General features: G+C 67.1%; 15 protein-coding genes, 1 tRNA gene and 1 riboswitch. Of the genes, 12 read left to right on the forward strand and 4 right to left on the reverse strand.

Annotation, left to right across the window (positions count from 1 at the left end):
• Both AC3ZI9_RS03280 and AC3ZI9_RS03285 read left to right on the forward strand, forming a co-directional pair.
• Positions 1–1,008: a M23 family metallopeptidase gene (locus AC3ZI9_RS03280; RefSeq protein ID WP_489923838.1), complete on the forward strand. Its 1,008-nt coding sequence runs from the start codon at positions 1–3 to the stop codon at positions 1,006–1,008.
• Positions 1,009–1,141: 133 nt separating this feature from the next.
• A riboswitch (cyclic di-AMP (ydaO/yuaA leader) is annotated at positions 1,142–1,316 on the forward strand.
• A 6-nt stretch (positions 1,317–1,322) separates the two neighbouring features.
• Complete coding sequence (locus AC3ZI9_RS03285; protein WP_444555428.1) at positions 1,323–2,300, forward strand: C40 family peptidase; 978 nt, start codon at positions 1,323–1,325, stop codon at positions 2,298–2,300.
• 349 nt (positions 2,301–2,649) lie between these two features.
• Here AC3ZI9_RS03285 and AC3ZI9_RS03290 read toward each other — a convergent pair whose 3' ends face one another.
• Positions 2,650–4,044, reverse strand: a complete 1,395-nt coding sequence (locus AC3ZI9_RS03290; protein WP_102598821.1) for an IS1380 family transposase — start codon at positions 4,042–4,044, stop codon at positions 2,650–2,652.
• Positions 4,045–4,256: 212 nt separating this feature from the next.
• Between AC3ZI9_RS03290 and AC3ZI9_RS03295 the strand changes: the two genes are divergently transcribed.
• The 8 genes from AC3ZI9_RS03295 (at position 4,257) to AC3ZI9_RS03330 (ending at position 13,775) form a co-directional block, all read left to right on the forward strand.
• Complete coding sequence (locus AC3ZI9_RS03295; protein WP_444555429.1) at positions 4,257–4,754, forward strand: HNH endonuclease; 498 nt, start codon at positions 4,257–4,259, stop codon at positions 4,752–4,754.
• Positions 4,751–5,491 carry an NTP transferase domain-containing protein gene (locus tag AC3ZI9_RS03300; protein WP_444555430.1) on the forward strand — a complete coding sequence of 247 codons (741 nt, stop codon included), beginning with the start codon at positions 4,751–4,753 and terminating at the stop codon, positions 5,489–5,491. The genes AC3ZI9_RS03295 and AC3ZI9_RS03300 overlap by 4 nt, the downstream gene beginning before the upstream one ends.
• Before the next feature lie 22 nt (positions 5,492–5,513).
• The gene (locus AC3ZI9_RS03305) at positions 5,514–5,789 is read left to right on the forward strand and encodes a DUF6457 domain-containing protein (protein ID WP_444555431.1); all 276 of its coding nucleotides are present in this window, start codon (positions 5,514–5,516) and stop codon (positions 5,787–5,789) included.
• A complete protein-coding gene (locus AC3ZI9_RS03310) occupies positions 5,789–7,036 on the forward strand; it encodes a molybdopterin molybdotransferase MoeA (protein WP_444555432.1) in 1,248 nt (415 codons plus the stop codon). The genes AC3ZI9_RS03305 and AC3ZI9_RS03310 overlap by 1 nt, the downstream gene beginning before the upstream one ends.
• A 61-nt stretch (positions 7,037–7,097) precedes the next feature.
• Positions 7,098–7,988, forward strand: coding sequence for a formate dehydrogenase accessory sulfurtransferase FdhD (fdhD, locus tag AC3ZI9_RS03315; protein ID WP_444555433.1), 891 nt, complete (start codon positions 7,098–7,100; stop codon positions 7,986–7,988).
• A 10-nt stretch (positions 7,989–7,998) separates the two neighbouring features.
• Positions 7,999–10,356, forward strand: a complete 2,358-nt coding sequence (locus tag AC3ZI9_RS03320; protein WP_489923839.1) for an FdhF/YdeP family oxidoreductase — start codon at positions 7,999–8,001, stop codon at positions 10,354–10,356.
• Between the two features lie 74 nt (positions 10,357–10,430).
• Complete coding sequence (locus AC3ZI9_RS03325; protein ID WP_489923840.1) at positions 10,431–12,314, forward strand: ABC transporter ATP-binding protein; 1,884 nt, start codon at positions 10,431–10,433, stop codon at positions 12,312–12,314.
• A gap of 231 nt (positions 12,315–12,545) precedes the next feature.
• A complete protein-coding gene (locus AC3ZI9_RS03330) occupies positions 12,546–13,775 on the forward strand; it encodes an ROK family protein (RefSeq protein WP_489923841.1) in 1,230 nt (409 codons plus the stop codon).
• 354 nt (positions 13,776–14,129) lie between these two features.
• Here AC3ZI9_RS03330 and AC3ZI9_RS03335 read toward each other — a convergent pair.
• Together AC3ZI9_RS03335 and AC3ZI9_RS03340 are read right to left on the reverse strand one after the other, a co-directional pair.
• A tRNA-Arg gene (locus AC3ZI9_RS03335) sits at positions 14,130–14,203 on the reverse strand.
• Between the two features lie 94 nt (positions 14,204–14,297).
• On the reverse strand, positions 14,298–15,017 hold the full coding sequence (locus AC3ZI9_RS03340) for a hypothetical protein (RefSeq protein WP_444555437.1): 720 nt from the start codon (positions 15,015–15,017) through the stop codon (positions 14,298–14,300).
• 65 nt (positions 15,018–15,082) lie between these two features.
• Between AC3ZI9_RS03340 and pcrA the strand changes: the two genes are divergently transcribed.
• On the forward strand, positions 15,083–17,503 hold the full coding sequence (gene pcrA / locus AC3ZI9_RS03345; RefSeq protein WP_444555438.1) for a DNA helicase PcrA: 2,421 nt from the start codon (positions 15,083–15,085) through the stop codon (positions 17,501–17,503).
• Between the two features lie 28 nt (positions 17,504–17,531).
• Here the strand turns inward: pcrA and AC3ZI9_RS03350 are convergent, their stop codons facing one another.
• The gene (locus tag AC3ZI9_RS03350) at positions 17,532–18,173 is read right to left on the reverse strand and encodes a class I SAM-dependent methyltransferase (RefSeq protein ID WP_444555439.1); all 642 of its coding nucleotides are present in this window, start codon (positions 18,171–18,173) and stop codon (positions 17,532–17,534) included.
• Between the two features lie 223 nt (positions 18,174–18,396).
• On the opposite strand from AC3ZI9_RS03350, the gene sucC reads away from it, so the two are divergent.
• Positions 18,397–19,563, forward strand: a complete 1,167-nt coding sequence (sucC, locus tag AC3ZI9_RS03355; protein ID WP_444555440.1) for an ADP-forming succinate--CoA ligase subunit beta — start codon at positions 18,397–18,399, stop codon at positions 19,561–19,563.
• The last annotated feature ends 9 nt before the right edge of the window (positions 19,564–19,572 follow it).

Consider the following 19,572-nt stretch of genomic DNA (forward strand, 5'->3'; position numbering starts at 1 on the left):
TTGACAGAGCAAAAACGTTCCGGGCGGCGTGCCGCCCCGGCACCGCTGGCCGAAGCTGTAGCACCGGACATCGTCCACGGCCCGTATGTGCCCCGGCGGTTTGCGTCGACCATGCGTTACGCGGCACCAGCGACTTCGGTGCGTTGGGAGGCAGCCCAGGCGGTTGCCGCCGAGCAGCCGGCCGATCTTGCCGACATCGTTCCGCTCCTGGCCGATCCGGCAGGCAGCCAACAGTCTTTCCCCGCACCGCAGGACACCAGGGAGTCGTTCGATTCCACGGTGATCGGCCTGCCCGTCGGTGTCCGCGCCGCCGGCCCCCGGGCTCGCCCGCATTCCCCGCGCCGCCCCGTCCTGGCCTGGAGCCACCGGTTTGCCGCCGTGGCAGCGGTCTCCGGGTTGGCCTTGGCGGCCGCGTACCCGGCGCTGGATGGCGGCGACGAGCCCGCCGGGCCCGATGAGCGGGTCGCCCACCAGGCCAGCGCCAATATCGCCGACGTCGACGTGCCGGACTCCGATGACTTCGCCATCGTCCGCGCCTCGGTCTCCAGCAGCTTCAGCAAGGACGACCAGCTCGATTACCTGATGTCCGCCTCGAGGGGGGACGTCAGTCGGATCAATACCCGCGGCGTCCTTGCCCAGCCGGTTGATCATGTCCGGATCACCTCCCCGTTCGGCGCTCGGTCGAATCCCACCGGTGCGGGCGGACAGGTCCACATCGGACAGGACTACGGAATGGCCTGCGGGTCCCCGGTGAAGGCCTCGGCCGCGGGCACCGTGGTGCAGGCAGGCTGGGCCGGGCATTCGGGCAACCGGGTCCGCGTCGACCACGGCAACGGCCTGGAGACCACCTACAACCACAACAGCAGCCTCAAGGTGTCGGTGGGGCAAAAGGTCAAGCGTGGCCAGGTGGTGTCCCTGAGCGGGACGACCGGCAACTCCACCGGCTGCCATGTCCATCTGGAAGTCCTGGTCGACGACACGCCGGTTGACCCCGCAGGGTGGCTTTAGCCCCGGAAAGTCGCGGGTCGTGACCTGGAGCTAACCGTTTCGTGACCTGAACGTGACTTTTAGAAGCACTTCATATAATGTTGTCGTCGTGCCAGACCGCATAGGGGTCAGGCACACTCGAGCAGATTGCCGAATACTGCCACTGCCCGAGGTCCGTTCGCAAAATCGCTTGGCAGTAGCGGGGGAACCACATTTCGGGTCCATCAGGATCCTTGGGGTTAAGTGTCAGGGTCCGTCCAGCGGGCCAGACACCGAGTGACTCCCACTCGAATCCGACAGCTCACCTCGCAGGCATTGGGAGAGGTAATCAATTCATGACCACGCGTCACGCTCTTGGCCGTCACCGCGCCACCCCAGTTCGCACCAATCCGTTGGAGTCGATCTCCAAGGCAGTGTCCTCCAACGCAGGCTCCGTTGGCCGTCAGGCCGCCGTGATCGCCGCAGCATCGGGCCTCGTCCTGTCCATCGGCGTTCCCGCCCAGGCCACCCCGGCCACCCGCGAAGCAGATAAGGCGCCGGTTTCCGACGTCCTGCAGGCCGACCTCGTCGCCAAGAAGGCCTCCGTGCAGGGCACGGTCAAGGTCGCTGCCGCGAAGAAGAAGGACGCCCCGGTCGTCAAGGTTCGCTCGATCAAGTCCGCCACCGATGGCGCCGACTACCGCGCAGCACAGAAGGCAGAGCGCGAGGCAGCCGAGAAGGCCGCCGCCGAGCGTCGCGAAGCAGCTCAGGAAGCTGCCGCCGAGCGCCAGGAAGCAGCTCAGGAAGCTGCCGCCGAGCGTCGTCAGGCCGCTGCCGCCTCGAACTCGACTTCCTCGAGCAACTCGTCCTCGAGCAACACTTCGTCGAGCAACTCCTCCTCGAACAACGCGTCCTCGGGCAACACCTCCTCGACGTCCTCCAACGTGACGAAGAAGGAAACGAAGACTGCCCCGAGCACCGGCAACTCCAGCATTGCCAGCATGGCCAAGCAGTACATCGGATCCCCATACGTCTTCGGCGGCTCGACCCCGGGCGGCTGGGACTGCTCCGGCTTCGTGCAGTACATCTACGGCAAGGCCGGCGTCAGCCTGCCGCACAACGCCGCGGCACAGCGCGCCTCCGGCAAGCTCGTGCGCACCTCCAGCCCGAAGCCGGGCGACCTGGTCTTCCAGAGCAACGACTCGCACGTCGGCATCTACATCGGTGGCGGCAAGATGGTCGGGGCCCAGAACCCGAAGGCCGGCACGGTCATCCGCGACACCACGGGCCCGTACGCGGCCCCGCTGGTCGGCTACTACACGATCGCTGGCTAATAGACTTAGCATCTAGTGGAGCTCTCACCCGAAAGGGTGGGGGCTCCACTACTTTTAAGCCAGCGGACACCCCGACGACGGGAAACGATCCCGGGCATGAACCCCCCGGACAGGGCAGCATGAATTCGTCGTGGGGGCAGGAGTGACACGCGCGGCGACGAGGCGGGGTGGTCCCCACGACGGGGGTTGCGGGCTTAGCCTTGATCCACCGACCTGCCATGAGGGACCGGGACGCTCTTTGAAGTCTTGAGTGTAAGGAAACTGGGCACTACTCAGGGCCCGGCCTCGCTGCCGATGATGTTCCACGATGGTTCCTGATGATGCCGTTGTCCGGCTGGTGAACGATCAGTCAGACTCGCTGAGGTGGTGCATGAACGGCAGCGAAGAGCTTCTCCCACGCCTGTTGCCAGGGCCATGCCTCGGGCAGGTGCAATCGGATTCGACGGGCACTCGAGGCGATCCGGGCCGGGACGTTGACAAGTTTGTCCCGGATCGTCGCGGTGCGGGCCTTGCGGAACCTTCCCGCCGCCAGTACCCCGGCGGTCCGGGTGAGGTTGTAGGCCATGACCGCGGCGGCCAACCAGGCACTGTTGGCTCCGAAGTGCCCCGAAGGCAAGTGCGCCAGGGCACTGTTTTTCAGGTCCGCGTTCACCTGCTCGATAACCGCATGGCGGCGGTGGGTCTTGTCCATGACGACGGTGCCCATGGCTTCCATGGACACGGTGGTGAAGAACGCGTGGAACCGATGGGCATCGAACAAGGTTGGTTGCCCGTCGGTTGCCTTCGGATTCAGCTCCGGAATGCGGCGTACCACCAGTCGGCCGGGAACCCGGTCGGCCTTCTTCCGGGAGGAGAAAGCGGTGAAGTCAATTTCGGCGACCTCGGCTTTCGAGATCCAGGCACCGGCGGTCTCGTCGAAGATCGCATCGGTGTATTCGATGCTTTCCCACGCGGCCTCCTCGATTCCGGAGATGGCGCGTTTGACCGCGGAGTCCATGCGCGCCGTCACCGAGACATCGGCACCGCCAGCCAGAGCCGTGGAGATGACGGCATGGCCGTAATACGCGGAGTCGAAGCGGCAGAGCACTGGCGATTCGGCATGGATCCGTCCCAGGGTCGCCAGGGAATCGGCAACGAGACGTTTGGCGCCACGCGCCGAGTTCGCGGCCCCTTTGCGCAGGCGCTGGGCCAGGATCACCGGGGCAGTATCGGCGGTGGAGGCGATGGCCAGCACCGCGTTGAGCCCACGGACCCCTGAATATCCGTACCCGGAGCCCTGCTTGGCATAGCCGTGGACCTCGATGATCGTGTCATCGACATCAACGAACACGAACTCCTCGGCACCAGGATCGCCCAACAGCGGTGCCCTGTTTGCGAGGTTTCCCAAAAAACGAGAGGCAACGGCGTCGAGCTGGCGGACGTGCCCGAAGGAGAAGGACCGCAAGAAGGATCCCAGGGTCGAGGGGGCGTAGCAGGAGCCGAAGAGCCGTTTCATCCCGCCGTGGCGCAGCACGGTCATGTCATCGATGGAATCGGCTCCGGCGGCCATCCCGGCAACCAGCGCTGCGGTCTTCGCGCCGGCGTTGGCACCTTTGTCGGTCGGCACGCTCAGCTGCCTGTCCGCCAGCTCATGCAGGCCAGAGTCGCGGGCCAGTTCCATGACCGGGACCAGACCTGCCGCCGCGATGAGGTTCGGTTCGTCGAACGCGGCTGACAGGGCCGTGGGAGTGTGGGAAACTTGCATCTGCGAGATGCCCTTCTTCTTCAGGAAATTTGTACTGTCGCAAGTCCAATTATCCTTGAAAAGTCGGGCATCTCCGCGTTAATGACGTCCTGCTTCACCGGCTCCCATCGGTGGATCGAGGCTTAGGCTGGTGCCCGATGGACCTTGCACGAGAACCGCGGTCAACGGTTTGGTCCGCTGACCACGGGTGGACACCACGACAAGGAACGCCTATGCGAACCCTGGTATTGAATGCAGGATATGAACCACTGGCGGTGGTGACCTTCCGCCGGGCGCTGCTTCTTGTGCTGACCGGCAAAGCCAGCGTCCTGGCCGAGGACAGCGAACCAGTGGTGACCCCACGGACGGTCGTCGGAAGACCGTCGGTGATCCTGCTCAACCGGTACGTCAAGGTGCCCTACCGGAACGCAGCCAACGTCACCCGACGCGGAGTGCTGCGCCGGGACGGCCGCCGATGCGGGTACTGCGGCAAGGCAGCCACCACCGTCGACCACATCACGCCCCGTTCCCGCGGAGGCACCAACACCTGGGAGAACCTCATCGCCTGCTGTCTGGACTGCAACAGCACCAAGGGAGACAAGACCTTGCGCCAGCTGGGATGGAAACCCAGATTCACACCCCTCCGGCCCCGCGGGCCCCAATGGTTCATCACCGAACTGGAGCGTCCGGCACCCGGATGGTCGGACTTCCTCACCGGGACGGCAGCATGAAATTCGACGCCATCATCGTCGCCGGTGGCCGGGGGAGCCGGCTGGGCGGACGCGATAAGCCACTGCTGGCCCACGGGGGGTCCACCCTGTTGGAACATGCCCTCCGGGCCGCGTCGTCGGCGAACCGCATCGCCGTGGTCGGTCCGACGGAATTGAACCCCGTGATCTCGGATTACGCCCAGGGGGCAGCCGCCGGACAGATCCTGACGCTCACCCGCGAATACCCGGCCTTCGCCGGCCCGGCGGCCGCCGTGGCCGCCGGCCTGCACAGCCTGGGTGAAGGGACGGCCGGGGAAGTCCCGGCCCCGGTGGAACAGGCACCCCTGACCCTGATCCTGGCCGCCGACCTGATCGATCCCGGCCCGGTGGTCGAAGGCATCGTGGCCCATGCCGGCGACCAAGCGGTCGGCCCCGTTGCGCCGACGCCCGCCACCGAAGGAATCGAGGCCCAGGGCCTGGGGCAAGTCGACTTCGGCAGGGCCTGGGTCCCGGTGGATGCCGACGGAAGACTCCAACCCCTGAGCTGTGTGGTGGAGACCGGGGCACTGGTCCAGGCCGTCGAGTCCGCGACGAGCCAGGGGAAGGGGCTGGCCAACTCCTCGATGATGCGCCTGCTTGCTAAGGTGCAGATAGTCAGGGTGTCCCTCGACGGTGTGGACTACACCGACGTGGACACTTGGGAAGACGCCGACCGGGCAGGAATCAGCCGCCCGTCGGATGAAGCCAGGGGCCGGTAGCCCGCTGCAACAGGAGGTATGGATGTCCGAGATGCCCGAGCTGGATGAATGGGTCACCGAACTGCTGAAGGGACTCGAGATCCCCGAGGCCCCCGTGGACATCGACGCCATCCTGGGCATGGCAGGAGTCGCCGCGCATTCGATCATTCGTCCGGCCGCGCCCGTGACCACCTACGTCGCAGGTTTTGCCGCCGGGTTGGCGGCCGGAGCCGGCATGGCTGATGACAAGGCCTCCATGCAGGGGGCCACGCAGCGGGTCAACGAACTGCTGGCACGGCGCAGCGGCTCCGAGCAATAGTGCCAGAAGCAGACTGGCACCAGGCGCGACGCCTGGCCTACGAGGCCGGAAGCGCGCTGGCGGCGGCCCGTAGGGAGCCCGAACTGGTCCCTCTGGCCCGGGCTGCCGGGAGGGTCCTGGCGCAGGATATCCACTCCCTGCACACCATGCCCCACTATGCCTCCTCGGCGATGGATGGTTGGGCCGTGGCGGGGGAAGGTCCCTGGCAGGTGGAACGGCCCCGGGAGGATTCCGGGGACGACGCCGAACAACCGCGGCCCCACGCAGGCGCCGGCAGCACGCCGTCGCCGCTGGAACCGGGCCGGGCCCGGGCCATCGTGACCGGGGAGTCTGTGCCCGAGGGGGCGACGGCGGTGCTCCGGCAGGAAGCAAGCGAGCTGGAGGCGGCCACCGGAACACTCTCCACCCCCGACGCCCCCGCCGCGGGGGCCGATATCCGCCCGGCGGGCCGCGAGGCCGCCGAAGGGGAATTGCTCCTTCGTGCCGGCACCCGTCTGACGCCGGGGCGCATCGCGGTGGTCGCCGTCGGAGGACATGACCAGCTGCCGGTCGCCTCGACGGTGCGGATCCGTCTGCTGCTCACCGGCGACGAGGTGGTCACCGCGGGCATTCCGGCCCCGGGACAGGTCAGGGACACCTTCGGTCCGGTGCTTCCGGGGTGCATCGAGGCCCTCGGCGGGGTCGTGGCGGACGTGCTGCGGATCGGGGACGACGCCCCGGCGACCCGGGACGCACTGGACTCCGACTCCGCCCGGGGCGCCGATGTGGTGCTCAGCACCGGGGGGACCGGGCATTCGCCCGCCGACCATGTGCGTCCGGTGGCCGAGGAACTCGGGGGAACCTCGATCGTGGGTTCGGTGGCGATGCGGCCGGGGCACCCGGCCCTGCTGCGGGGCCTGCCCGGCGGACGGCTCCTGGTGGGACTGCCGGGCAACCCCCTGGCGGCCTTCATGGCCGTGGTGACCTTGCTGGAACCCCTGCTCCAAGGAGCCAACGGCCAACCGCCGTCGGCGCCGGTGGCCGTGCGGACCGGGGAGGCGGTCCGGGGGGCCGGGCACTCCCACCGGCTCCTGCCAGCCCGATGGACGGATCCGGTGGCCCGGCAGCAGCTGGTGGCCTCCGAACACACCGGCTCGGCCATGATGCGTGGCCTGGCCCAGGCCGACGTCGTCATGGTCGTCCCCCCGGAGGGAGTGGCGGCCGGAGGAGAGCTCACCTACCTGGAACTGCCATGGTACGGTCGGTGAAAGAATCCGCCGTGGAACCCCTGTGGTCCGAGATCGGCGGCGCGAAGAAGGAGGCCAACGGGTGGGCAGACTGACCCGGCGGCGCCGTGTCGTCCACTATTCCTCGGAGACCGGCTCCCGTGTCCGCGAAGAGACGATCGCCGCTGAGGAACCGTTGGAGATCCGATTGGGCCGGCGCGTCTTCAGCATCACCATGCGCACCCCCGGCAACGACTTCGACCTGGTGGCCGGCTTCCTGGTCAGCGAGGGAATCATCGGCGGCCCGGAGGAATTGAGCAGCATGCGGTTCTGCGCCGGCGAGGACGAGGACGGCCGCCAGACCTTCAACGTCGTCGAAGCAGGCCTGGGCGAAGGCGCCATCATCCCCGACCCGTCCCTGGACCGGCATATCTTCACGTCCTCCTCCTGCGGGATCTGTGGCACGGCCTCCATCGACGCGGTCGCCAAGACCAGCCGGTTCACCGTGGCCCCGTCCAGCGGAGTCATCGGCGTCGGAACCCTCCTCGGACTCTCCACGACCCTGCGCTCGAGCCAGGAACTCTTCGGCAAGACCGGCGGGGTCCACGCGGCAGGACTGTTCGACACGGACGGGAACCTGCTGTGCCTGCGCGAGGACGTCGGACGGCACAACGCCGTGGACAAGGTCGTCGGCTGGGCCCTGCGGGAAGGCAGGCTGCCGCTGCGCGACACCGTCCTGCAGGTCTCTGGCCGGGCCTCCTTCGAACTGGTGCAGAAGGCCTACCTCGCCGGCATCCCCGTGCTCTGCGCCGTCTCGGCGCCCTCGTCACTGGCCGTGGAACTCGCCGAGCGGGCCGGACTGACCGTTGCGGCCTTCGCCCGCGGAAGCAGCGTGAACCTCTATACCCACCCGGAGCGGATCGACACCGACGACTCCGTGGACCACCAGGCGCCGGCGCCCCACGCCCCGGCCGCCCCGGACAACAGGAAGTAGGACGGTCGACGTGAAGCGCTCGGCTCCTGAACAGGACATCAATGAGGATGCGCTGGAAGTCGGCGCCCCGAAGACGACGGCGGCCGGGGTCAAGGCGGTCATGGTCGCCTTGGACCGCGGATATTCCCAGGCCGGGGTCAGCCGGACGCTGCGCTCGATGCTGCGGGTGAACCAGCGCGGAGGGGTCGACTGCCCCGGCTGCGCCTGGCCCGAATCGATCACCGGGGCCCGTAAGCCCGCCGAATTCTGTGAAAACGGGGCCAAGGCCCTCGCCGAGGAGAGCACCACCCGGACGGCCGACGCCGCCTGGTGGGCCGAACACTCCATCGAGGACCTGGGCGACAAGACCGAGTACTGGCTGGGAAACCAGGGCCGGATCACCGAACCGATGATGATCCGTGAAGGGGAGAGCCACTACCGGCCCGTCTCCTGGTCGCAGGCCTTCGCCACCGTGGGCGAGCACATCAACGCCACGACCGCCGACCGCTGCGTCTTCTACACGTCGGGACGCACCGCGAACGAGACGGCGTTCATGTACCAGCTCTTCGCCCGCAGCATCGGGACGAACAACCTGCCCGACTGTTCGAACATGTGCCACGAGTCCTCCGGCACCGCGCTGAGCCCGACCATCGGCATCGGCAAGGGGACGGTATCGCTGGAGGACTTCGAACATTCCGAGCTGATCTTCGTCATCGGGCAGAACCCCGGGACCAACCATCCGCGCATGCTTTCGGCATTGGCCGACGCCCGCAAACGCGGGGCCAAGGTCGTCGCCGTGAACCCGCTGCCCGAGGCCGGCCTGCTCAACTTCCGCGACCCGCAAACCGTCGACGGCCTGGTCCGGGGCGGGACCCGGATCGCCGATGAATTCCTGCAGATCAAGGTCGGCGGGGACCTGGCCCTGTTCCAGGCGTTCGGTCACCTGCTCCTGGCGGAGGAGGCCCGTCACCCGGGCAGCATCGTGGACCGCGAATTCGTCGAGTCCCAGACCAATGGTTTCGACGCCTATGCCGCGGCCCGGGCCACGATCGATTGGGAAGCCACCGAGGAAGCCACCGGACTCTCCCGCCAGGAGATCTCGACGGTCGCCTCGATGCTGGCCAAATCCAAGGGAACCATCATCTGCTGGGCCCTGGGACTGACCCAGCAGCCGCATTCCGTGGACACCCTGAAGGAACTGATCAACGTCCTGCTGCTGCAGGGGAACTTCGGCAAGCCGGGGGCCGGCGCCTGCCCGGTCCGCGGTCACTCCAACGTCCAGGGGGACCGCACCATGGGGGTGTGGGAGAAACCGAAGGAGGACTTCCTGGCCGCCCTGGATGCGGAATTCAGCATCACCACCCCCCGCGAGCACGGCTACGACTCCACCGACACGGTCGAGGCCTTCGAGAACGACGACGTCGATGTCTTCGTGTCCATGGGCGGGAACTTCTCGCTGGCCTGCTCCGATACCGAAGCACTCGAGGCCGGGATGCGCCGGGCCGGATTGACCGTGCACATCTCCACCAAACCCAACCGCTCCCACGTCGTCCACGGCAGGACGTCATTGATCCTGCCCACGCTGGGGCGCACCGATCGCGACGATAAGCACCCCACCGGCCCGCAGTTCCTTTCGGTGGAGGACTCCATGTCCGTCGTGCACACCACCCAGGGCCGGCTCGCCCCGATGTCCCGGCACCTGCTGGCCGAACCGGTCATCGTCGCCCGCATGGCCGCGGCGACGCTGGGGGAGGACCATGCGGTCAACTGGCGGACCATGGCCCAGGACTACGACGTCATTCGCGATCACATCGCCGCCGTCTGCCCGGGCTTCGAGGACTTCAACCGGAGGGTGCGCACCCGCAACGGATTCGTCCTGCCGAACCCGCCGCGTGATACCCGGACCTTCGCCACCGACATCGGCAAGGCCCGCTTCACGGTCAGCCCCTTGGAATACCTTTCGGCTCCCGAGGGGCACCTGATCCTGCAGACGCTGCGCAGCCACGACCAGTACAACACCACGTTCTACGGTCTGGACGACCGCTACCGCGGGATCTCCAACGGGCGTCGGGTCATCCTGGTCCACCCGGAGGACCTGGCCGAGCTCGGATTCACGGACCGCGACCTGGTGGATGTGATCTCCACGTTCGGCGGAACCCAGCGCCGAGCCAACCGGTTCCGGCTCGTGGCCTACCCCATGGCCCGCGGCTGCGCGGCCGCCTACTTCCCGGAAGCCAATGCCCTGGTCCACCGGGGACTGGTCGCCAGGGAGTCGAACACCCCCGGCTATAAGGCCATGACCGTCGGGTTCGTTCCGCATACCGAAGAACCCAGCCGGACCTTCGACGAACGCGAGCGTCCCGCCCGCCGGCCGGAACCGGCAGCCTAGGGGTGCCCCGCCGCGGGTAGCATGGGGGCGCGTCCCGGCAACGTGCCGGGACGTCGTGATGGAAGGACCCCGCCGTGAGCATGGACCAGGCAGCCTGGAGCTCCCTGCATAAGATGTCCTCGGGAAAAACCGGGCGGCAGTTCGCCCCCGGGACCGTGCGTCGGATCATTGATTTCGCCCGCGGCTACGGGCGCCGGTTGAGCCTGTTCGTCATCCTGTCGGCCGTCGCCGCGGTCCTGGCCGTGGCGACCCCAGTGCTGGCCGGCAAGGTCATCGACGCCATCGTCGCCGACGGGCCGTTGTCCACCATCGTGCGGCTGGCCTTGTTGATCGCGGCCGTGGCCATCGCCGAAGCCGGCGTCTCGCTGTGGAACCGTTGGCTCTCCTCCAGCCTCGGTGAACAAGTCATCTACGATCTGCGCACCACCGTTTACGAACACGTGCAGAAGATGCCCATCGCCTTCTTCACCAGGACCCGGACCGGGGCCCTGGTCAGCCGGCTGAACAACGACGTCATCGGTGCCCAGCAGGCCTTCGCCGGAACCCTCTCCGGGGTCGTCAGCAACGTCGTGGCCCTCATCCTCACCGCGGGGGTGATGGTCAGCTACTCCTGGCAACTGACCCTGATCGCGGTGCTGATGCTGCCGATCTTCCTGATCCCCGCCCGACGCATGGGGGCCACCGTGGCCCGCCTGCGCCGCGAGGCCGCGGACTACAACGCGGATATGGGCACGCAGATGACCGAACGCTTCTCGGCGCCGGGGGCCACGCTGGTCAAGCTCTTCGGCCGGCCCGAGGTCGAGGCGCAGGCCTTCGCCGAACGCACCGCCAGGGTCCGCGACATCGGGGTGAAGACCGCCATGCGCCAGTTCTTCTTCGTGACCCCGCTGACCCTGGTCACGGCCCTGACCCTGGCACTGGTCTACGGGCTCGGCGGTGCGTTCGCCCTCGAGGGCCGGCTGAAGGCCGGTGACGTGGTGACCCTGGCGTTGCTGCTGACACGCCTGTACGCGCCGCTGACGGGGCTGGCCAATGCCCGGGTGGAGGTGATGAGCGCGCTGGTCTCCTTCGACCGGGTCTTTGAGATCCTGGACCTGAAACCGCTGTTGACCGAGAGCCCCGAGGCCACCGACGTTCCCGCCGGGCCGGTATCGGTGCGCTTCCGCGACGTGCGCTTCGGCTACCCCAGCGCCGAGAAGGTCTCCCTGGCCTCGCTCGAGGACGTGTCCGTGCTGGACAGCCGAGGTGGCCAGGAGGTCCTGCATGGCATCGACTTCGAGGTCCCCGCAGGGCAGACCTACGCGCTGGTCGGTTCCTCGGGTGCGGGAAAATCGACCATCGCGCAATTGTTGGCCCGGCTGTACGACGTCGATCAGGGTTCCGTGGAGTTCTCCGGACTCGATGTCCGCGAGGCCCGCTTCGCCTCGATGCGGGCCACCATAGGCATGGTGACCCAGGACGGCCACCTCTTCCACGACACCATCGCGGCGAACCTGCGCATGGCCCATCCGGAGGCCTCCGACGAGGCTCTGTGGGATGCCCTGCGGCGGGCCCGGCTCGACGACCTGATCCGGACACTGCCCGACGGGCTGGACACGATGGTGGGCGAACGCGGCTATCGGCTCTCCGGGGGCGAACGCCAACGCCTGACCATTGCCCGCCTGCTGCTTGGCGCCCCGCGGGTCGTGCTGCTGGACGAGGCCACGGCGGCCCTGGATTCGACCAGCGAGGCAGCGGTCCAGGCTGCGCTGGGGGAGGCCCTGGCCGGTCGGACGGCCGTGGTCATCGCCCACCGGCTCTCCACGATCCGCACCGCCGATGCCATCCTCGTGGTCGCGGGAGGTCGGATCGTCGAACGCGGAAGCCATGCCGAACTGCTCGCCGTCGGTGGACGGTATGCCGAGCTCTACCGGACCCAGTTCGCCTCCACGGGCCCCGAAGCGGCCCCGGGGCAGTGAGCGGCGGCCCACCGCAACGCGCCCCGGCGTCCCGGCCCGGAGAAACGGCTTCCACCGGCTGAACAGGGCCGGGTTTGGGGGCTTTGGCCATGGCGCTCGGCCATGGGGACTGGTCGTATATGTAGAATCAAGGACCATGTGCTCCTCAGGAGCACGGTCTGGGTGGCGTTGCTTGGGAGAGACACGCCACGATCAACAATCATCCGTGGTACGAAATGATCTGGAGATTACATGCAGCGCGGCACCAACCTTGGGCGCCTAGGCGACTTCAACCACGCGGTTATCTTTGAATCGATCCGGCGGGCGCTCGACGGAGTTAGTCGGGTCGAATTGGCGGGATCCACCGGTTTGTCGCCCCAAACGATCTCCAACGTCGTCCGTCGCCTGCTCGATGAGGGGCTGGTTCGTGAGGACCGCACCATCGTCTCCGGTCCGGGGAAGCCGCGGACCGTGCTGGAACTCGAAGTCAACCGCCAGCTCGCGGTCGGCATCCACCTGGACCCGGCCGGGATCACCCAGGTGATGCTGAACCTGCGCGGCGAAGTGCTCCATTCCAAGCGGTACTTCACCCCGGCCGTGGTGGATCCTGAATCCACCGTGGACCAGATGGCCGAGGCCGTCGAGGAATTGATCAAGGAATCCGGGCAGCCCCGGGACCGCGTCGTCGGGGTCGGCGTCGTCGTCCCCGGACCGATGGATCTGGAGGGTGGACACGTCACGGCGCCGCCGCTGCTCGATGGCTGGACCAAGGTCGAGTTCGTCAAGCCGTTGGCTGCCAAGCTGGGGCTGAACGTCATCTTGGAAAAGGACACGATCGCGGCGTCCATCGCCGAGGTCTGGAACGGCAAGAACCCCGAGGACGAGCAGGACTTCGTGTTCGTCTACGTCGGGGCGGGCATCGGCGTGGGCATGGTCATCAACGGGGAGATCGTCCGTGGGGTGAGCAATAACGCGGGGGAGATCGGCCACTTCTCGGTCGGTGAGGAGACCGGGCTCTGCGCCTGCGGTCGCAAGGACTGCCTGGCCGGGGCGACCTCCTTCGAGAACCTCGACAACAAGGCCACCAAGGCGGGGCTGGACCTGGGCATCCCGGAGAACGCCGATGTCGCCGGACGGGCCGAAGGGATGATGAAGCTGGCCGAACTGGCGGACGAAGGCAACGAGGTCGCCATCGGACTACTGCGCGACTTCGCAGGCCGGACCGCCGATATGGTCGCCCAGCTGATCAACGCCCTCGACGTCGACAAGGTCATCTACGGCGGACCCTACTGGCCGCTGATTAGCGACCACGTCCTGTCCGGGGCCGCCGAGATTATCAACCAGCGCTTCAACGCTAAGGACGTCCATTCGATCAGCGTCGTCGATTCCGAGCTGGGCCCGGAGGTCGCCGCCATCGGCGGCGGCTGCGCCATCCTCGACGCCAGCCTGTCGCCCAAGGCCAGCGTCCTGCTCCTGAACTGAGCCTCGACGGCAAGATATGACGCCACGGGCGTCATCGGTGAAAACCGGTGGCGCCCGTTGTCATAACGGGTTGGTTTCGAAGGTTGACATTCTAAGTCCAGTGGAATTAGATATAAGTGTCAGTGCTGCAGCCACCAAGTTGCCCATCGACACGGCAATGCGAGTCTCAACGGCTTCCGTGCCTGGTGGGGGAACGGCAGGTTGGCGGCTACGGGGAACAGGGCTGACATGGGTGCCGACCGGCACCGTTGATGTTTTTAAGGGAGCCATCAGCCATACGCCGGTCGGCACCAATATTTGTTTAATGGGTGCCTTCGTCCGGTGGCCCGGGGTGCCGGACGCGGGGGAACAGGGTGCCCCTGACCGGAATCGAACCGGTGGCCTACCCTTTAGGAGAGGGTCGCTCTATCCGACTGAGCTACAGGGACCAATCGCCGTGGGGCTGAGCCCGGGCGAACAGCAACCATCCTAGCGGCAGAATCCGGTCACACCGAAAACGACTCCGGTCGGGTCCGCCCCGGCTCAGGACAGTCCGGCCTCGCCCCACCTGCGTCGGAACGTGCGCACGAACGAGGCGATGACCACCGCCAGGGCGGTCGCCACCGTGGCGAAGAGCAGGATCCAGCCGGTGATGGTCAACGCCGAGGCCAGGCCCACCCGGTCCGGATCGGTGGTTCCGGCGAGCAGCCCGTCGATCATCGGGTTGGTCCACAGGGAGACGATCGCGAACAGCAGCGGGATCGCCCACAAGCCCCAGCGCAGCCCCCGCCGCGGCACATGCAGGGCAATGGCCAGCATCGCCACCAGGGCGGTGAAGAGCGGGAACAACGTGCCCGCCGTCTTATGCACGTAGGACAGTTGGCCCAGGGCATCGTCGTCCATGACCGTTTGGAGTTTCCGGATGTAGTCCGCGTCGAAGCCGCCGAGCAGCTGATCGGGCATCGCCAGGCCCCCGGAGAGGTCCTGCATCTGGTTCAAGACCAGCAGGTGATAGTACCAGAAGAGCAGGAGGACGGCGCCGAGCCCCGCCCAGAGGATCAGGTTGCCGTTGCCCTGGGCCTGTTCCGGGGTCCTGCCGGTGGTGGTGTTGGCCAGGGCGCTGCCCGGCCGCGGGGGCACACTGCCCGGAGACTGGCGGGGCGGACCGCCCGCACCGCTTTTCGCCGGCGATCCCGGGTTCCCCGTGGCCTGGTTCTTCTGCTGGCGGGACTTCTTGCGGCGCTGTGCGGGCTTCTTGGACATGGCGCCATTATGCCGGGACGGGGGCCGGGGCGGGAAAACGCCGGCAACCGTAGACTGGGGGGACCATGGATTTTCTCTTCGACGACTTTTCCGAGGCGCGCTCGCGCCTGAGTGCAAACGACGCCGGCGCCTCCGGGCCCCCGCAGGCCGCCGAACTGCTGGAGGGGCTGAACCCGGAGCAGGAACGGGCGGTGAAGCATGCGGGCAGCCCGCTGCTGATCGTCGCCGGTGCCGGCTCGGGCAAGACCCGGGTGCTTTCCCACCGCATCGCCTACCTGCTGGCCACGGGCAGGGCCCGCCCGCATGAGATCCTGGCGATCACCTTCACCAACAAGGCCGCCGCCGAAATGCGTGAACGTATCGGGGAGCTGGTGGGGGAACCGGCGCAGAAGATGTGGATCTCCACGTTCCACTCCTCCTGCGTGAGGATCCTGCGTCGCGAGGCCACCTCGGTGGGACTGAAATCCAACTTCTCGATCTACGATGCCGCCGATTCCCTGCGGCTGATCACGCTGATCGCCAAGGGGCTGGACCTGGACCCGAAGAAGTTCGCGCCCAAGGCGATGCAACACCGGATCTCGGCGTTGAAGAACGAACTGATCGACGACGAGGAGAATGCCTCCACCACGAACATGAACGACCCGTTCGCCGCGGCCGTCTCGGAGGTCTACCGCGGGTACACGCAGCGGCTGCGCCAGGCCAACGCCATGGACTTCGATGACCTCATCGGCCAGGTCGTGAACATCTTCCGGGCCTTTCCCGGCATTGCCGACAACTACCGGCGGCGGTTCCGTCATGTGCTGGTCGACGAGTACCAGGACACCAACCACGCGCAGTACTCGCTGGTGCGCGAACTCACCGGCCCCGACGGGCAGACCCCGGGCGGGGAATTGACCGTGGTGGGTGACTCCGACCAGTCCATCTACGCCTTCCGTGGTGCCGATATCCGCAATATCGTCGAATTCGGCAAGGACTACCCGGAAGCCGAGACGATCAAGCTCGAACAGAACTACCGGTCCACCCAGACCATCCTCAACGCAGCCAACGCGGTGATCTCGCTCAATGAGGATCGCCCCGAGAAGAGGTTGTGGACCGCCGAGGGGGAGGGCCCGCGGATCGTGGGCTACGTGGGCGAATCGGAACAGGACGAGGCCCGGTGGATCGCCCGGGAGATCCTGCGGCTCAACGACGAGGAGGGCATCCGCCCCGGGGACGTGGCCGTGTTCTACCGCACCAACGCCCAATCGCGCTCGCTGGAGGAACAGCTGATGCGGGTGGACCTGAAATACAAGGTCGTCGGCGGCACGCGGTTCTATGACCGCAAGGAGATCAAGGACGCGTTGGCCTACCTGCGGGTGCTGGCCAACCAGGAGGACGACGTCAACGTCCGGCGCGTCCTGAATGTGCCCAAACGCGGGATCGGCGACCGGGCCGAATATGCGGTGGCGGCCCTGGGGGAGAAGGAGCGCATCCCCTTCATGGAGGCCCTGCGCCGCGCCGATGAGGCTCCCGGGCTGGCCACCCGCAGCACCAAGGCCGTCGCCGGCTTCGTGAAGATCATCGACGACCTCGCGGTGGTCGCCGAAGGCTCCGGGGCGGCTGCCGCGGTGGAGGCCGTACTGGAGCAGACCGGCTACCTGGAGATGCTGCGCAAATCCGATGACCCGCAGGATGAATCACGGGTGGAGAACCTGGCCGAACTGGTCGCCGTGGTCAGGGACTACGAACGGGAGAACCCCGAGGGCACGCTGGGCGGGTTCTTGGAGCAGGTCTCGCTGGTGGCCGACGCCGACTCGATCCCCGATGCCCCCGACGACGACGAGGGCGCGCAGATGGCCGAGCGTGAAGGCATGGTGACCCTGATGACCCTGCATACCGCCAAGGGCCTGGAGTTCCCCACGGTCTTCCTCACGGGCATGGAACACGGCATCTTCCCGCACCAGCGTTCGATGACCGACCCCAAGGAGCTCGCCGAGGAACGCCGGCTGGCCTACGTCGGACTGACCCGGGCCCGTCGCCGGCTCTATGTCACCCGGGCGGAATACCGCAGCCTGTGGGGCCAGTCGCAGTACAACCCGGCCAGCCAGTTCCTGGAGGAGATTCCCAGCCAACTGCTCGATTGGAAACGCGAAGGGGCGATCCGTTCGGCGCCCGGGGCCTTTGGCAGCCGAGACTTCGCCACGAGCCGGTACGACGGCGGATCCTTCTGGGGTGCCGGTACCGGGGGAGGGGGCGGACGTCGCGCCGGGGATATCGAAACCGGCTCGCTACATACCGCGCCCACGGCCCGGGCCGCGGGACGGGTGCAGCCACAGAAGGAAGTCATCCAGCTCTCCGTGGGGGACAAGGTCTCCCACAGCACCTTCGGCGAGGGCGTGGTGCTCGCCTTGGAGGGGGCGGGGGACAAGACCGTGGCGAAGGTGAAGTTCACCGCAGAGGAGAAGCGTCTGCTGCTGCGTTATGCGCCGCTGAGCAAACTCGGCTGATTCGTCTCCGGGCAGGCCTGCCCGGTGCTCAGCGGCGGTGGGCCCGCAGGAAGCCCTGCGGAGAGGATTCATGGTCGCGGGGTGCCCGCTGCAGGTCTTCGTCGATCACGAAGCCCAGGGCGCCCAACCGCGTCACCAGATCGGCGGGGTCGTGCATGTACGCGGTCATCTTCACGTCGCGGCCGTAGGCCCGCCGGATCTCCCGGGGGCCGGAACCCGACTGGAACCCGAGCAACAGGCTCCCTCCGGGGCGCAGGACGCGAAGGAACTGGCCGAATACGGCCCCCAGTTCCTCCGGCGCCGTGTGGATGATCGAATACCAGGCCAGGACCCCTTCGAAGCTGTTCGCCGGATACGGCAACCCCGCCAGCTCGGCGACGGTGAACGATGCGCCCGGATGCCCGCGCCGGGCCTGGTCGATCATTCCCGGCGAGAAGTCGACCCCGGCGAGATCATGGTGTCCGAGGTCCCGGAGATGCCCGAGCAGGCGTCCGGTGCCGCATCCGGCATCCAGTATCGGGCCGTGGTCGGGCACCGCGGCACTGAACCTGCCCAGGACTTCACGATCCGCGGCCGCCTCGGCGGCGGTATCGGGCAGGAGCCGGGCGTAGTCGGCGGCGACCAGATCATAGGCGATGCGGGCGGTCGGTGCCGGACGGGAAGGGGGCATGTCAATCAAAATATCGCAGGCCGGAATGCACGTCCACAACGTGAAAACCCCGGAAAGTCGGCGATCTTTGTCTACGGAGCGTAGAACTGTGCTCTTTCTCACGAAAGCGATAGCCTAGGCAAGGCATCATCCGGCTAGGGGCTAAAGTTCCCTGTGGAGCCATCGGGCCAACATGTGCCGACGCTCCGAGTCAGAAACGACTTCGACGTAGAAGGACACACCCGTGGACCTGTATGAATACCAGGCGCGCGATCTGTTCGAGCAGCACGGTGTCCCCGTGCTTGCCGGCATCGTGGCGTACACCCCTGAAGAAGCCAAGGCCGCCGCTGAGAAAATCGGCGGCGTCGTAGTGGTCAAAGCCCAGGTCAAGGTCGGAGGCCGCGGCAAGGCCGGCGGCGTCAAGGTCGCCAAGACCGCCGACGAGGCGTTCGAATACGCGTCCGCCATCCTCGGGATGGACATCAAGGGCCATACCGTCGACAAGGTCATGATCGCCCAGGGCGCCGACATCGCCGAGGAGTTCTACTTCTCCGTGCTGCTGGACCGGGCCAACCGCAACTACCTGGCCATGTGCTCCGTCGAGGGCGGCGTGGAGATCGAGGTCCTGGCCGTGGAGCGTCCCGACGCCCTGGCCAAGGTCGCCGTCGACCCGGCCGTCGGCATCGATGCCGCCAAGGCCGACGAAATCGTCGCCGAAGCAGGCTTCGCCCCCGAACTGCGCGCCAACGTCGCCGCAGCGATCGTGAAGCTCTGGGACGTCTTCGTCAAGGAAGACGCCACCCTGGTCGAGGTCAACCCGCTGGTCCGCACCGGAGCCGGCGAGATCATCGCCCTCGACGGCAAGGTCACCCTGGACGACAACGCCTCCGAGGTCCGCCACCCGGACCACGAAGCGCTTGAGGACAAGGGGGCAGCGGATCCGCTCGAGGCCAAGGCCAAGGACGCAGGCCTGAACTACGTGAAGCTCGATGGCCAGGTCGGCATCATCGGCAACGGCGCCGGACTGGTCATGTCCACGCTGGACGTCGTCGCCTACGCCGGCGAGAAGCACGCCAACGTCAAGCCCGCCAACTTCCTGGACATCGGCGGTGGCGCCTCGGCCGAGGTCATGGCCGCCGGCCTGGACGTCATCCTCAACGACGAGCAGGTCAAGTCCGTGTTCGTCAACGTCTTCGGCGGCATCACCGCGTGCGACGCAGTGGCCAACGGCATCGTGAAGGCCCTGGAAATGCTGGGAGACAAGGCCACGAAGCCGCTCGTCGTCCGCCTGGACGGCAACAACGTCGAAGAGGGACGCAAGATCCTGGCCGAAGCCAACAACCCGCTCGTGACGCTGGCCACCACCATGGACGAAGGCGCCGACAAGGCCGCCGAACTGGCGAACGCCTAAGGATCAGGG

Source organism: Arthrobacter sp. AOP36-F1-5 (assembly GCF_058137995.1).

Coding starts and splice junctions, on each gene's coding strand:
- AC3ZI9_RS03290 (WP_102598821.1), bottom strand. CDS start 4,044: ATGCAAGTTTCCCACACTCCCACGGCCCTGTCAGCCGCGTTCGACGAA.
- AC3ZI9_RS03340 (WP_444555437.1), bottom strand. CDS start 15,017: ATGTCCAAGAAGCCCGCACAGCGCCGCAAGAAGTCCCGCCAGCAGAAG.
- AC3ZI9_RS03300 (WP_444555430.1), top strand. CDS start 4,751: ATGAAATTCGACGCCATCATCGTCGCCGGTGGCCGGGGGAGCCGGCTG.
- AC3ZI9_RS03350 (WP_444555439.1), bottom strand. CDS start 18,173: ATGCCCCCTTCCCGTCCGGCACCGACCGCCCGCATCGCCTATGATCTG.
- AC3ZI9_RS03285 (WP_444555428.1), top strand. CDS start 1,323: ATGACCACGCGTCACGCTCTTGGCCGTCACCGCGCCACCCCAGTTCGC.
- AC3ZI9_RS03295 (WP_444555429.1), top strand. CDS start 4,257: ATGCGAACCCTGGTATTGAATGCAGGATATGAACCACTGGCGGTGGTG.
- AC3ZI9_RS03330 (WP_489923841.1), top strand. CDS start 12,546: ATGCAGCGCGGCACCAACCTTGGGCGCCTAGGCGACTTCAACCACGCG.
- pcrA (WP_444555438.1), top strand. CDS start 15,083: ATGGATTTTCTCTTCGACGACTTTTCCGAGGCGCGCTCGCGCCTGAGT.
- AC3ZI9_RS03305 (WP_444555431.1), top strand. CDS start 5,514: ATGTCCGAGATGCCCGAGCTGGATGAATGGGTCACCGAACTGCTGAAG.